The following is a 14,949-nucleotide window of genomic DNA, read 5'->3' on the forward strand; positions in this document are numbered from 1 at the left end:
TCGCAAAGAAACACAAAGGATCGGTAAAAAGTTCTAATGTACCGGCGTGCATTCGCGCACTTTTGATATTAAATACGTCCCGGTGTTTTGAAAACATAAGTTTCAAGGTAAGTTCCGGCAACCTGCTCTGCAGCGGCCAGGATCGCATTTACCTTTTCCTTTGCAGCAAGAAGGCATTGATCCGTGATGGTAAAGCTCCGGTCGTATCGTGCCCCTGTATAGGATGCCTCCAGGGCAGCCAGCAGCTCATATTCTGTTTCCGTTCGAAAAAAGGATAAAAAACAGGGATGCTGGCGTGCACACTGGAGCAGGAGTTGTTTGATGGAATGCTGCCGGATATGCATTCCCGAAAAAGCTTCAGCAAATCCCCGGAGCGTCAGTTCTGCAGCCTGGTGCAATGCAAAACAGGCCAGCTCATTACTCCCGCTGTGCTGTAATGAGGCGGCCAGCCCCAGAAATAACCGGGCCTTGCTGCAGCCGGCCGTAAACACATCGATGGAAGCCGTGATCCTGCGCTGCAACGCATCGCCGTTCACCGGTTCAAATAAAGCGTCTTCTGCGTGGTAGACCAGGTTTTCCTCATTACAACGGAGCAGAAAAAAGAAGTTCCCTTGTTTACGTTGCTGGCAAAAACGTTGCAGCTGACACAGGGAGAAACGGATATTCCAACTGCCGGTACTGGCGGAACGGATATAGGATTGCAGCTCCTCGAAACTGCGCTCGCCCGTAGAAGCTACTACAATAAGAAGATCTAAAAAACGCTGTTCCGTATCCCCATCGAGTTCAAAAATAAAAACAGGATCGCATAGCCCGGCGACCCATGCCACGATCCATTCTTTTGAAGAGGCTCCGTGTACAGCCGGCTGGTTATATTCCGGTACTGCCGGGCTAAACAACCGTTCCACATCGGGAAGCAGTTCATACAGATAATGAGCAAATCCCCGCTCTGCTTCATTAATGATCAATTGTTTCAGCAGCCTGTATTTAGCTGCATCATCCCACTCCTGCGGGCAGGCAGCCGGGACAGGTAAGGTATCTTTTTCCATTGGTTAGCATTTTTAACAGGATTCCGGTGCAGCAGCGATGTGCACCGGCTGTACCTCCGGTTAGTACCGGAATACCTTTTGAGGCTTTGTGAAAGATTATACGGTCGCGACCATCATAGTTGCCCGGGTGTTTCCGCCCTGCCGAAAAGAGAAGGGTATTGCCGGATCATATGATAGGGTGCGCGCAGCATACAGAGCAATGATTCATAATCAAACAATATATTTTCACGTGCAATACCAAAATGTTCACCTTCACCAAGCACACAGTCCAGCACGGACCAGAGATAGATACGTGCTTTCTTCTCGGGGTACCGTTCTGTAAAACCAAGGATCAGCCGGCAGGCATCTCCGGTTTCCGGCAGATAGCGGTAAATGGCATCATTTTCATAGAGGGCCATTTTTTGCTTTTTCATTTTCATCCATTCTCCCACCGTGTGATGAAGCGCATCCATAAGCACCCGGAAATTTTCTGAAAAACGAAGCAGGTATTTCCTGTCATTGTCGTTGCTAAAGACGCTGTGTTCGGCACAAACTGCACATTCGGCCCATGTCTGCCATTCTGATTGAAGCTGCTCCAGCTGCGAACTGCTCAGAACAAGGGAAAGACAATGAAACGGATGCGATTTTACCAGATGCAGGAAATGATAAGCTGGATTAAAATCGTCTTCATCGAAACCGGGTATTTCTCTCGGGGATCTTCCGGATGTTTTATAGCCGGGGTCTGGTTCACAGACCATAAAAAGAATCTCGTTATTTTTGTTTATCATAGTTTGATTGTTTTTCTGTTAGCACTTCAAAGATACAAACTCATTTGTCACAAACAAACAAAAATGAATAAAAAAACAACCTTTTTTGAACGCCTGGAAGCCTTCAGTATTGCCGAAGGTTTTAAATCCATCAACGATTTTGCCATTAACGGACTGAAATACAAATCATCACAAAAGCTCAACCGGCTCCGGAGCGGTAAAGGGAAACCTTCCCTTGAGATCATTGAAGACATTAAAAACAGGTTTGAGAATGCAGACCTGAACTGGCTGATCTCTAACAAGGGTGAAAAACATTTGGTGGGGATTGACCTGGTATTACACGATGTACCCGCTCCGGACGAAGCTGCTCCCTGTAAGGAATGTGAGCTGCGTGATGCGATCATCGCATCCCAGAAACAGACCATCAAGGCCCTGCAAGGGCAGGCAGATACCCTGCAGCTGACCATGGAGATCGTAAGCCGTAAAAACCTGAGAAAAAACCCCTGAGCTTACCGGCAGCTGCCCCGTTTTTTTAGCGGCTCCCGCCGCTTTTATTCCTCAAATGTACCCGAAAAAGTATGGCTTCCGAACGGGTGTCATTTAATCCTTCAGCAGGTCCGGTCTGCGTTCCCGGGTACGCTGCAATGCCTGTTCATAGCGCCACTCCTCTATTTTTGAATGATTGCCGCTCATCAATACATCCGGTACTTTCATACCTTCAAAATCTACCGGGCGGGTATAAACCGGTGGAGCCAGCAGGTTGTCCTGAAAGGAGTCCGTCAGTGCCGATGTTTCATCATTCAGCACTCCCGGCAGCAGGCGGCCAATAGCATCCACCAGCACTGCAGCAGCCAGTTCTCCTCCGCTCAGTACATAATCTCCGATAGAGATTTCCATCGTCACATATTTTTGCCGGATGCGTTCATCAATCCCTTTGTAATGACCACAGATAATGAGCAACCGTTCTTTCAGGGAAAGCGTGTTGGCCATACGTTGGTTCAATGTGCTCCCGTCAGGGGTAACATAAATGATCTCGTCAAATTTTCCGACTGCTGAAAGTTCAGCGATGGCTTTCACCAGCGGTTCACACATCATTACCATACCCGCACCGCCGCCATACTGGTAATCATCTACCTGGCCGTATTCATTCACTGCCCACTTCCGCAGCGGATGTACTGCCACCTGTAACAGGCCCTTATCCTGCGCGCGTTTCATGATACTGTGCTCAAAAGGACTGGTCAGTAATTCGGGAAGGACGGAAATGATATCGATGTGCATTAACGAGAATTGAGATTTGAGAATGAACTTTAGCTGTCGGCATTAACAGCCGCAAATTACCAATTAAAAATCCAAAAAGCCTTAATCCTCCCCTTCCATAAAATCATCCAGATCCCTTCTTTCTTTTTTGGTAGGCCGGCCGATCTTGCTCAACCGTTTACCGCTGAAAAAAGATGCTGCCTGGATCTTGGCCTTTTCGAGCTCTTCGGGGGGTGTCAGATCGGTATAATGCTTTATGGCTTCTTCATATTTTACACGTGTATGCAGCAGGCCCGTAACTTTTATCACCCATTTGCGGCCCTCTGTACGCACTTCATAGATATCACCCAGGTGTACATTCTTTCCGGGCTTGGCAGACTCTTCCTGGTACCTCACCTTGTTGTCATTGCAGGCGTCGGTAGCCAGCCTTCTTGTTTTAAAAAGCCGGATGGACCAGAGGTATTTATCTAAACGTAATTTTTCTTTTTCCATATTTCAATGTCCCGAATACAATTCCCATAGCATGTCAGGACGGCTCTGTTTAATGCTGCGAATGAATACCTTTATTCATTCGCAGCATTCCTTCTTATTCCCCGAAATACTTATGAAAATAAGGGATGGTCTCAATACCCTTATAGTAGTTCTCGAGATTGTATTTTTCATTCGGACTGTGTAATCCATCATTATCCAGTCCAAAGCCCATAAAAATGATCTTGATGCCCAGTTCATTTTCCAGTACCGAACAAATAGGAATGCTGCCACCACCTTTTACAGGAATGGGCGTTTTTCCGAATGTGGTCTCCAGTGCCCTGGAAGCTGCCTGGTACCCCTTGCTGTCAATAGGTGTTCCGTAAGGTTCCCCGCCATGATGCTCAAATGCGTGCACTTCCACGCAGGACGGAGCGATCTTGCGGAAATGTTCCAGCAGCAGCTTTGTGATCTTTTCGCTGGATTGGTTCGGAACCAGCCGTGCTGAGATCTTCGCGGTTGCTTTTGCAGGCAGCACGGTTTTAGCGCCTTCGCCGGTATAACCACCCCAGATCCCGTTGAGTTCCAGGGTAGGACGGATACCGGTGCGTTCGTAAGTCGTAAAACCTTTTTCTCCGTATAATTCTTTGATGCCTATTTCATCTTTATACTCCTGTTCATTAAACGGCGCCTTATTGATAAGCTCTCGTTCTTCTGCCGAAATCTCCAGCACATCATCATAAAAACCAGGAATGGTGATGTGGTTGTTTTCATCATGACAACTGGCGATCATTTTAGAAAGGATCACGATCGGGTTGGCCACTGCCCCGCCATAAGTACCGCTGTGCAGGTCTCTTGCGGCCGCGGTCACCTCCACCTCAATATAACTCAGACCACGTACACCGGTATCCAGCGACGGGTTCTCCATACTCAGCAGTGAACTGTCGCTGATCAGGATCACATCGGCTTTCAGCAACTCTTTATTTGCTGCCACAAATGCCGCCAGGTTGGGCGAACCCACTTCCTCTTCCCCTTCGAGAATGAATTTGATATTGGTAGCCATGGTATCGGTCTTTACCATCGTTTCCAGTGCCTTTACATGCATATAAAACTGTCCCTTGTCGTCGGCGCTTCCCCGTGCAAATACTTTACCATCCTTGATCGTAGGCTCAAAAGGAGGTGTATTCCAAAGCTCCAGCGGCTCTACCGGCTGTACATCATAATGCCCATATACCAATACTGTCGGCTTGGACGGATCAACAATTTTTTCACCATATACGGCCGGATGCCCGCCGGTTTCCATCACTTCAGCTTTATCACAGCCAGATGCCAATAAAGCTGCTTTCACCGCCTCCGCACACTTCTTCATATCCTCCCTGTTCTCGCTTTTGGCACTGATGGAGGGAATGCGCAAAAGATCCATCATCTCATTGAGAAAACGCTCTTTATTTTCCTCCTGGTATTTTTTCCATACTTCAGACATAGTATAATTTTTTGTTCCCGCGAAGGTACGGAATTGAGCGGTTGAGCCTGAAAAAAGGGGAAGATCCGGGATGCATGATACTGATGCGGGCGGCTGCTTCGCTGTTTAATACGCACCGGCGCGATGATCTGTTTAAAATTGAACCAATCAGCACACACGGGGTTACCCTGTTACAGATTTCACATATTCATGTCAACGCTGCCGGAAGCGCGTAAATATTCTTAACTTTAAACAAACAGGTAACAATGAAAAAAGATATTCTTGATGCCATTCTTAAAACACTCCAACAAAACACAACCGGTGTTGAACAAGAAATAGATACGCAGGAAACCAACGCCGGTATTGACACGGAAGCCACCACCGATCTGGATGCCCTTTCCCAGCGGGATCAGGCAACGGATATTTACAACCTGATGCAGCAGCCGAAAGCGGTTGCAGAAGATACGGCCGCCACAGTAAAAAAATACCAGGGAATATCAAGAGATGCCGTAGGCCCCGGTGCGCTGGTAGAAACCACGGAACATTTTTTCCTGTTTGGCGTAGTGCTTCCTCCGCTGGAGATCAACGGGAAAAAAGTAACCGGTGTTCCCCTGGATGCCCCCGCCTATGCCAACCTGGAAGGCAAGAAAAAAGGAGATGAGATCCATTTGGGTGAAGCCGACTACCTGATCCTTTCTGTGGAGTAGGCCCGTCTATTACAGCACAATCTTTCCATCGGCAGGAGCGCCGTTCCGCACTTCTTCCGTGACCGTGGTAACCAGTGTATCATTTTTATGAAGTGCGCCGTACACCGCCACTTTGCCGCCTGTCTGCACACCGGTTTGCACCGGCACCCAGACTGTTTTTCCGTTCATGATCTTTATCACGTAAACGCCCTGGCTCGAATTCAGCAGCGCACTGCCCGGGATCACAAAGGAAGCTGCTGCGCCGGCCTGCAGGGGGATCTGTACTTCAGGGATCATACCGGGCAATAATTTTTTATCCGCATTCGGTACATCCATTTCCACATGCTGTGCCCGCAGCCGGTTGTCCAGCGCTCCGGAAACCCGCGAGGTCCTGGCCGTAAAATGCTGTCCGGGCAAGGATTTTACCGTAAACCGAACCGAACCGTTCTGATCCAGCACGCCCGCATTGCTTTCGGGAAGATTTACAACCAGCCGGAGTTTCTTCTGTTCCTGAAGGGTAAACATAGGCACTGCTCCTGCCCCCGGCCCTACATAAGCACCGGCACTTACATTACGGGCCGTAATCACTCCCGAAAATGGTGCCCGTATCTCGAGGTAATTGCGGTTGTCGTGTACTTCCTGCAACGCAGCTTTTGCCGCCTGGTATTGTGCATAATCCGATTGCTGGCGTGCTTTTGCCACATCAAGATCATTCTGAGAGATCGTTCCCGGTGTTTTGCTGGTTTCCAGCAGCCGGTCGTAAGTGGCCTTACTGGCCAGGTAAACCGCCTCCTGCGACCGCACCCTTGATTGGGCTCCTTCGCTCTGGGCGTTCAGTTCCGGGGCTTCCATTACCGCCAGCAACTGACCTGCACGCACTTCGCTGCCCACATCCACATACAGTCTTTTTACAAAACTGCTCACTTTTGCATAGAGGTCTACATGCTGAAAGGCGACCAGCTCGCCGGGGATCGACAACGTATCGGAAAGTGCGCCTTCTGTAAGCAGGAACGCAGATACCACCGGCTGTTTTTCCGGCGTTTTTTCTTCTTCTGCACTGGTGGAGCTACAGCTCTGCAAACCCGCAGCTGCAACAGCAACAAGACCCGCCAGCATTATTTTTGTTGTCCTTATCATAATTCAGTGTGATTAATGTAAACAAATCAGTTTTAACGGTGATGTAAATTCGGTATGTGATGAACGCTTTCCGCATCTTCCGGATCGAGGGATACACTTTTTGTTGTTGCCTTGCCCTGTCCCCAGGCAAATGCCAGCGGCAGGATAAACAACGCTGCAAATGTAGAAGCGATCAATCCGCCGATCACAGCACGGCCGAGCGGTGACGACTGATCACCGGCTTCTCCCAGGCCCGATGCCATAGGGATCATTCCCACCACCATGGCCAGCGCAGTCATCAGGATGGGCCGCATCCGCAGTGCGGCAGCCTCCCTGGCGGATTTCACGGCATCGCCATTATGCTTCCGGATCTGCTCTGCATTGGTGATCAAAAGTACCGCATTTGAAATGGATACCCCCACCGACATGATCATTCCCATATATGATTGCAGGTTCAGCGTGGAACCGCACAACATCAGCAGGGCCATAGATCCGAACAGCACGGCCGGAACGGTAGCCAGTACGATCAACGATACTTTGAACGACTGGAAATTGGCCGCAAGCATCAGGAAGATCACCACGATGGCAACGATCAGTCCGCCCTGTAAACTGTCCAGTGTATCGGTAAGCGTATCACTGAGCCCGATCAGGTCCACATTCAGACCGCGGGGGAGCTTACCCAGCGACTGTATTGCCTGTTTTACATCCCGGGCCGCCGCACCCAGGTCCTTGTTGTTCAGGTTGGCAGTTACTGTCAACATCGGCACAGAACCCAGGTTATCCACTTCACCATAGGTAACATCCGGCTCAATGGTAGCCACATCTCCCAGCAAGGGACGGGCGCTGTTTGCCGTAAGCGGGATCTCCCCGATCGCCCCGTGACTGGTCATCTCATTTTCCGGTATCTGCACCTGCACACTGTAAGGCAGGTTGGATTTGGGGTCCACCCACATATTCTTCTCTGTTAAACGGGAAGAAGAGGTAGAAGCGATCAGTGAACGCGAGATCGTATTCACATCCGTACCCAGCTGGGCTGCCCGTATCCGGTCGATGTTGATATTCAGTGACGGATAGCGGATCGACTGCCCCAGTTGTATATCTCTTAAATAAGGGATCTGCTTCAGCTTTTCCACCATCATCAGGGCGTACTTTTCATTTTGTTTTTTGTCCCTGCCCGAAAAACGCACTTCCACCGGTGTGGGTGAGCCCTGGCTCAGGATCTTATCGGTAAGCTCGATCGGCTCGAACGACAGTTTCATCTCCGGGGCGATCTCACCGGCGCGCTTCCGGATCTTGTCTTTCAGCTCGTCCAGATTTACTTTATAGTCCTCTTTTAATGCTACCTGCAGTACCGCTTCATGCGGCCCTGCCATCCAGAGGAAAATAGGCGCCGTGGAAAAAAGCTGCGGATGCACGCCCACAAAGGAAGATGTAATCGATATGTTCTTTTTTCCCACTACCTCATTGATCGCGTTCAGCAGGTCGAGCGTTTTCAGTTCCGTCTTTTCGATGCGCGTTCCATCCGGTTCGCGGAGCCGTACCTGGAACTGTTTACCATTTACTTTTGGCAGTACATCCCGGCCGATCTGTTTCAGGAGAAGCAGGGCAGTAAGCCCGGCCACCAGTATGTAAAGCGACACGATCCATTTCCGGTAAGGCATCATCCGGTCGATGAACCGCATATACCGCATACGGAATTTCTCAAACCGGCTGATTTTCCCGTCGCGGTTACTGTCCTCATTTTTCAGCAGGATTTCTTTCTGCGACCAGGTGTCTTCTTCTTCAGCAGCGATGGCGGCGCTTTCAAAAGTTTCCTGCTCCGTCAGCTCTTTTCCATCCCTGCCCTTTTTATGTTTGATCTTCATGATCCAGTTGGCCATTACGGGCACAAAGGTCTGGGCCAGGAAATAAGAAGCGATCATGCTGAAACCGATCGCGAGGGCCAGCGGCAGGAACAGGGAACCGGGAATACCCCCCATGGTAAATGCCGGAGCAAACACAGCCAGGATACAGAACAGGATCAGCAGTTTTGGAAAGGCGATCTCCTTACAGGCATCCCATATGGCCAGCGCTTTGGGCTTGCCCATATCCAGGTGCTGGTGGATGTTCTCGATCGTTACGGTGCTTTCATCTACCAGGATACCGATAGCAAGCGCCAGTCCGCTTAAGGTCATGATGTTGATGGTCTGTCCGAACAGGCTCAGAAAAAGTACCCCGGTGATGATCGATGTAGGTATTGTCAGGATCACTATAAGTGCTCCCCTCAGATCGCCCAGGAATAACATTACCATCAGGCCGGTCAGTACCGCTCCGATCACACCTTCACTCAGCAGACTTTTTACGGAGTTCATCACATAAGTAGACTGGTCGAATTCATAGCTTAGTTTTACATCGTCCGGCAGTTGCGACTGTATTTTGGGCAATGCTTTTTTCAGGTTCTGCACCACTTCCCAGGTAGAGGCATCCGCGGCCTTGGCAATATCCACATATACCGAGCGCCGGCCGTTGATCAGCGCATAGCTGGTGCTTACATCCGCACCATCCTCCACGGTGGCCACATCTCTTAAATAGAGGTTGGACGCACCTGCCCCATTGGTAAAAAGCGGGATGTTTTCAAAATCTTTTATTTCTTTCAACGTGGTATTGGCGGGTGTTACATAGTTTTTATCATCGATCCGTACGTTACCCGCAGGAGTGGAAAGGTTGTTCACCCTAAGTGCCGCCACCAGCTGGTCCGCGGTCATGCTGTGTGCCCGCAGCAGTTCGGGGTTGGCCTTTATCACCACCGTACGCACATTCCCCCCAAAAGGGGTAGATCCTACCAGACCCGGGATGGAAGTAAAGGAAGAACGTACATATACGTTGGCCAGGTCCAGCAGCTCGTTGTTACTCCGTTTATCGCTGCTCAGTACCAGCTGTCCTACCGGCAATGTAGATACATCAAAGCGGATGATAAAAGGTGGATTGGACCCCGGCGGAAAAATGGCCTGTATCCGGTTGGAAAAAGCGCTTACTTCTGCGGCAGCCTGCGCCATATTGGTGCCGGGATAAAAATTGATCTTGATCAGCGTAAGGCTCTGGATGTTTTTTGTTTCAATACTTTTTACCCCGTTTACATACAGCAGGATATTAATATATTGCTTTCCGAAATACGCTTCCATCTGCTGGGCCGTATATCCGCCAAAAGGGTGGGAGAGATAAATTACCGGCAGGTCCAGTTTGGGAAAGATGTCCACCTTTATGGTACTTACCGCTTTTATGCCGAAAAAGAAAAGCGCTGCCACCATTACCAGGATGGTAATGGGTTTCCTTAATGCAAAACGTATCAAATTCATAACTGTCCCTGCTTTTTAATTTCCTACCGGTTTTATTATAACTGTTCTTCAAATAGGTCAAAATCGCCCACTGCTGCTGCTTTCAGCAAAAGCGCCTGCCACACATTGTTGTTGGCAATATCCCGGTCGGTCTCCGCCCGTATCAGCGTATAACCGGCCTGCATCACATCTACCATGTTGGTAAGGCCGTTCTTGTACAGCACCGACTTCTGGTGATACGCATCACTGGCGGCCTTAACCTGTACCGGGGCTTCCCTGTAATTCGAAAGTGCGTTGGTCATTTTATTTGTTGCGGTGCGCAGCTGCGTCTTTAACTGTAATGCTGCCGTGTTGTACTCTTCCTGCAGGGCATTACTGATCATCCGCTGCGCGCTTACCTGTTTCGACAACCGCACGGGTTGCATGAGGTTCCAGGTAACACCAACCCCGATGAGATAGTTTGACCGGTTGGGGTTGATCCCTTTCCAGTAGTCGGATGAATAATGATGCTGATCATTGATGTAGTCGCTTTCAAAGCCCGACCCTCTCGACTGCCACACGCCCACAAGCGAGAACGCCGGGTAGTACTGCGTTTTAATAAAATGCGATTGCTGATCGCTGACAGCGATCCGGCTCCTGTAATATTCAAGCACCGGGTGCTCCTGTTCCGGGGTTAATGTGTCGAGATAGCTGCCGGGTATCCGGGAAACAAATGCTGTATCAATGGTAAAGCCGGTATCTTCAGATCCGATCAGTTGCGCCAGGATATTTTTTTGTTCCTGTTCTTTATCCCTCGCGTTGGTCAGCAGGATCAGGGCGCTGGAATATTCAGCATTGGCAAGAGAGGAATCCACCCCGGCGATCAGCCCGTTTTTTACACGGGCAATAACGAACCGGCGGATCGAATCGGCACGGCTTAAATTTTTTTCATACGACTTGGTGATCTGATGACCTGCCACCAGTGTAAGATAGGCTGCGGCTACCCGCACCTTATGTTCAAAAAGTTCCTGAGCCAGGTCCTTTGTATCGCGCTGCCAGACCTGTTGTGCCACTTTTACCCGTTCCCGGTATTTCCCGAATGCAAAAAACTCCCAGTTCACATTGGTAAGGTATAGCGCTCCAAACGCCGCATTCCAGTTCTGTGTGGCCAGGGCCGGGCCGGAAGAGGCCGTGGCCAGCCCGCCAAAACCATAAAGCGGTCCGTTGGTTCCGTTGATGGTACCATAGTCCTGCTGTACTCCGAAATTGATATTCGGCAATTGTTCTTTCCGCGCAGCTGTGATCAATTGTTCTGAAGCCTTTGCATAAGCGGTCTTGGCTTTTATGGAAGGATAATTTTCCGCTGCAGTCCGGATCGCGTCCTTCAATGACAGTTGCGGTTGCGCACCCGCCATTACCGAAAAGGTTGCAGTGAGCAGTACCAAAAGAAATCTTCTATGCATGGTTATTTGCGCTATTTGGTGGAAACAATGCGCAAAACAACTGGATCTTTCTGAAGCAATTTTGAAGCTGGAATTAAAATGACGCGCGGCTTACGAACAGTTGCTCAGGCTTCTGCAAAAACAACCGTCTGAAACGCAGCATTGGAGGGGATTACATCGATTTCGGATAAATAATTTTCATTGAAGTATACACAGAAAATATGCCGGTGTTCCACATAGGCATAAGAGATCCTGAAATTACATACCTCACAGATCTGCTTTACGATGGCGAGGCCCAGCCCCACTCCCTCATTTTTCTGACTGCCTTTTTTAAAACGCCGGAACAGGTCCTTATGCGGGATGGTTACGGGATCTCCCGTGTTACTGATCCTGAAATAATCGGTAGTCAGTTCTACATGAACCGATCCGTTTTCCTCATTGTAGCGGATGGCATTGCGCATCAGGTTGGCCACCAGGATATCTGCCAGCGTAGGATGTATCTGGATGAACACCCGGCTGTCGGTATTACGCGTAACAGTGATGTTTTTGAGATCCGCCCAATAGCTATAGGTTTCGATGACGTTTTTAGCGATCCGGCAGAATCTTATTTTTTCGCGGGTATTGAATTCGTGATTTTCCAGGCGGGCCAGCAATACCAGTGATTTTGTAATATTGGAAAGTTTGTTCACTTCCGTCTGCATGTGTTCGATCAGTCCGGCCTGCTGGCTGTTCAATGATGTCTGGGTCAGCAACTCTGTTTTTGTACGCAGCACGGCCAGCGGTGTCTGCAGCTCATGCGATGCGTTTTCACTGAACTCCCGGGCGGTTGCATATTCCTCCATCGCTTTATTGGTCATGGTCTCTATAAAACAATTGAGCTCATTGAACTCTTTGGTGGATGAGCGTCCCAGCTGCAGCTTTTGTTTCTGCCGGATATTAAAATGCCGGATCGCTTCCATGGTGCTTTTAAACGGTTTGAAGAGGGTCCGGGAAAGGATCCGGGCAGAAATGAAAAATGCCACACTCACCAGCAGCATTTTCCAGAGCAGGGTAATGAACATGCTGCTGAAAAACTCATTGGGATTGATGAAATAGTTGTGGGAGGTCACTTTGTAAACCACCCCGTTCACCGGCCGGTAGCTGATCACGAAAAGCGCCACCTCCTTTTCGCTCATTCCTTCCACATTGTTCAGCCGTTTGATCACCTGCGGATTTTCTTTTGGAACAGGACCGCGGACAGTGGCGATCTCAATTTCCCGGTCCTTTATAAAATCATCCACCGGCCGGCCCTGTTCCAGCAGGTGGTAAATGCGGTCATTTACAGATTGCAGGCGCTTTACTTCAAATTCGATCATTTTACGTTTGATCCCCCATTGGGAAATGGTCATCGTAACGGGTGTCACCACCAGGAGGATGAAAAGGAACCAAAGGGATATCTTATTGATCAGTTTCATGCTTCAGAGTTTAAAACGGTAACCCAGTCCGTACACCGTTTCTATATAATCATTACCATTTGCTGCGGCGATCTTTTTGCGGAGATTCTTGATGTGCTGGTAAATAAAGTCAAAGTTCGCAAGATTATCGGTATAGTCGCCCCATAGATGTGTGGCAATGGCCTGCCGGGAAAGCACCCGGTCTTTGTTCACCACAAAATACAACAGCAGGTCAAATTCCTTTGGGGTAATGTCGAGCAGCACCGAATTCACCCGTGCTTCGATGGTATTGGTGTTCAGTTCAATTTCATTGGCAGTAACGATATGACTGCCCTGCAAACTGTTCCTGCGGTACATGGCCCGCAACCGGGCATGCAGTTCGGGAAGGTGAAAAGGCTTGGTGATATAATCATCCGCACCGCCTTCCAGGCCGTTTATCTTGTCATCCAGCGCGTCCCTTGCCGATATGATCAGCACATTGCTGACGATCTTTTCGGTTTTGATAAACCGGAGCACCTCCAGGCCGTCGCCGTCCGGAAGCATCATGTCCAGCAAAATAAAATCATAGGTAAATACGGATAACTTTTCCCTTGCCTCGTCCACCCCGAATGCGCATTCACAGATAAAATGCTCTGCTTCCAGGTAATCCCGGATGCTGGCAGATAAAGCAATGTTATCCTCAACGATTAAAATTTTCATCCCCTGCAAAAGTAAGCAGGAGTTTTGAAGAAATTCTGAAGCTGGCAGCTGATTGCTGAAGGCTTACAGCTGACCGCTATTTCTTCGTAGCCACCAGCATTGCCCTGAAGTAACCTACAGATTCAGCAATACCCATGAACGGGTTGTCCATATTCCGCTCGTGTTCCAGGCTCACCACTCCGGTGTATCCTACCTGGCGCAGCATCTTTACAAAAGCGGGGAAATTGATGATGCCCCGTCCCACTTCTACGGAATAGCCCTGTTTTGTAGGCCCGGTAACATCTTTCAGATGAATATCAAATACGCGGGTGTGGTATTTCTTAAGATCGGCAACTGCATCCTTTCCGTTGCGGGTATCATGGCCGATGTCCAGGCACATACCCATCCGGGGATCCAGGTTCTTGACATTTTTCCATACATCATCTGCATCGGGATAGAGGGGCATATCCGGGCCGTGCAGATGAATGGCATATTTCATGTCGTATTCCTTTACTTTTTTATTTACATAAGGCAGCAAGTCATAATTGGGTACTCCCACGATCAGTTTTACCCCTACCCGTTTTGCATATTCAAAAGCCCGGTCCACCTCGGCTTCGGTCTTCATATAGATCGGCCCTACACCATAACCGGTAACGCCCTTGTCTTTCAGTTTTTGATGAAAAGCCGCGATATCTTCGTCGGTACTATTGATCGGCAAATGAAAATCCTTGATGCAGAGATAGTGCACATCTGCCCGCTGCAGTGTCTGTAATGCGGTGTCCAGGCCAAATTTTGCAAAGGTATATCCGGCCATTCCCAGCTTAAAGGGTTCACGTGTATCAGCAGCAGGCTGCGGATCCGGGCGTTTTACGGTTCCCTGGGCAGCCGCCCCGATAATCATTCCGGTCATTAACAACAAAAGCAAACCAAATCGTTTCATATTTTTAATTGAATTTATATTTAATACGTTGTACCCAATGCCCTAAAAATATTAAATGTTTTTATGTCCGGGCAGAATCAACAGGTATTTTTTAAGACAACGTTTTCGTGCTGCCTCCGTGATCCACTGTAGCCGGGGCTTTAAGACCGTTTCATTTCGTTCTGTAAAAGCAGTATGAAAAGCGGCCCTCCTCCCGTTATAGATCAGGATCCGCTACGCTGGACCGGGCCAATTTCTAAAAATTATCAAAAAAGACCGTAGTTTTTGTACCCATATTCCTTTATTCCTGCAGGCGTTTTAACAGCCGGATACCACGGCACCCGCATAAAAAATAAAACCTCCCCTACTATTTTTCACATTCATTCCCATACGATTAAGGCCT

Annotated in this window: 13 protein-coding genes; 2 read left to right on the top strand and 11 right to left on the bottom strand. The window is 49.0% G+C overall.

What is annotated here, in order from left to right; genetic code table 11:
- Positions 1–68: 68 nt before the first annotated feature.
- Together K7B07_RS06440 and K7B07_RS06445 are read right to left on the bottom strand one after the other, a co-directional pair.
- Positions 69–1,046 (bottom strand): HEPN domain-containing protein, encoded by a 978-nt coding sequence (locus K7B07_RS06440; protein WP_223708361.1) that lies wholly within the window; start codon positions 1,044–1,046, stop codon positions 69–71.
- 113 nt (positions 1,047–1,159) lie between these two features.
- Positions 1,160–1,813 (bottom strand): hypothetical protein, encoded by a 654-nt coding sequence (locus K7B07_RS06445; protein WP_223708363.1) that lies wholly within the window; start codon positions 1,811–1,813, stop codon positions 1,160–1,162.
- A 63-nt stretch (positions 1,814–1,876) separates the two neighbouring features.
- On the opposite strand from K7B07_RS06445, the gene K7B07_RS06450 reads away from it, so the two are divergent.
- Positions 1,877–2,299, top strand: coding sequence for a hypothetical protein (locus K7B07_RS06450; protein ID WP_223708365.1), 423 nt, complete (start codon positions 1,877–1,879; stop codon positions 2,297–2,299).
- 93 nt (positions 2,300–2,392) lie between these two features.
- Here K7B07_RS06450 and trmD read toward each other — a convergent pair whose 3' ends face one another.
- From trmD to K7B07_RS06465, 3 genes are all read right to left on the bottom strand, one after another.
- Positions 2,393–3,070 carry a tRNA (guanosine(37)-N1)-methyltransferase TrmD gene (gene trmD / locus K7B07_RS06455; protein ID WP_223708367.1) on the bottom strand — a complete coding sequence of 226 codons (678 nt, stop codon included), beginning with the start codon at positions 3,068–3,070 and terminating at the stop codon, positions 2,393–2,395.
- Between the two features lie 81 nt (positions 3,071–3,151).
- A complete protein-coding gene (locus K7B07_RS06460) occupies positions 3,152–3,541 on the bottom strand; it encodes an RNA-binding S4 domain-containing protein (protein ID WP_223708369.1) in 390 nt (129 codons plus the stop codon).
- Between the two features lie 94 nt (positions 3,542–3,635).
- Positions 3,636–5,000, bottom strand: a complete 1,365-nt coding sequence (locus K7B07_RS06465) for a dipeptidase (protein ID WP_223708371.1) — start codon at positions 4,998–5,000, stop codon at positions 3,636–3,638.
- A 245-nt stretch (positions 5,001–5,245) separates the two neighbouring features.
- On the opposite strand from K7B07_RS06465, the gene K7B07_RS06470 reads away from it, so the two are divergent.
- Entirely contained in the window at positions 5,246–5,686 is a 441-nt protein-coding gene (locus tag K7B07_RS06470) for a hypothetical protein (protein WP_223708373.1), read from the top strand.
- Between the two features lie 9 nt (positions 5,687–5,695).
- Here K7B07_RS06470 and K7B07_RS06475 read toward each other — a convergent pair whose 3' ends face one another.
- The 6 genes from K7B07_RS06475 to K7B07_RS06500 form a co-directional block, all read right to left on the bottom strand.
- Positions 5,696–6,802, bottom strand: coding sequence for an efflux RND transporter periplasmic adaptor subunit (locus tag K7B07_RS06475; protein ID WP_223708375.1), 1,107 nt, complete (start codon positions 6,800–6,802; stop codon positions 5,696–5,698).
- A 32-nt stretch (positions 6,803–6,834) separates the two neighbouring features.
- A complete protein-coding gene (locus tag K7B07_RS06480; RefSeq protein WP_223708377.1) occupies positions 6,835–10,116 on the bottom strand; it encodes an efflux RND transporter permease subunit in 3,282 nt (1,093 codons plus the stop codon).
- Between the two features lie 35 nt (positions 10,117–10,151).
- Positions 10,152–11,537 carry a TolC family protein gene (locus K7B07_RS06485; RefSeq protein WP_223708378.1) on the bottom strand — a complete coding sequence of 462 codons (1,386 nt, stop codon included), beginning with the start codon at positions 11,535–11,537 and terminating at the stop codon, positions 10,152–10,154.
- A 104-nt stretch (positions 11,538–11,641) separates the two neighbouring features.
- Positions 11,642–12,970 (bottom strand): sensor histidine kinase, encoded by a 1,329-nt coding sequence (porY, locus tag K7B07_RS06490; protein ID WP_223708380.1) that lies wholly within the window; start codon positions 12,968–12,970, stop codon positions 11,642–11,644.
- A gap of 3 nt (positions 12,971–12,973) precedes the next feature.
- The gene (locus tag K7B07_RS06495; protein WP_223708382.1) at positions 12,974–13,648 is read right to left on the bottom strand and encodes a response regulator transcription factor; all 675 of its coding nucleotides are present in this window, start codon (positions 13,646–13,648) and stop codon (positions 12,974–12,976) included.
- A 76-nt stretch (positions 13,649–13,724) separates the two neighbouring features.
- On the bottom strand, positions 13,725–14,567 hold the full coding sequence (locus K7B07_RS06500) for a sugar phosphate isomerase/epimerase family protein (protein WP_223708383.1): 843 nt from the start codon (positions 14,565–14,567) through the stop codon (positions 13,725–13,727).
- Positions 14,568–14,949 lie beyond the last annotated feature (382 nt).

This window comes from Niabella beijingensis (assembly GCF_020034665.1).
GTDB lineage: Bacteria > Bacteroidota > Bacteroidia > Chitinophagales > Chitinophagaceae > Niabella > Niabella beijingensis.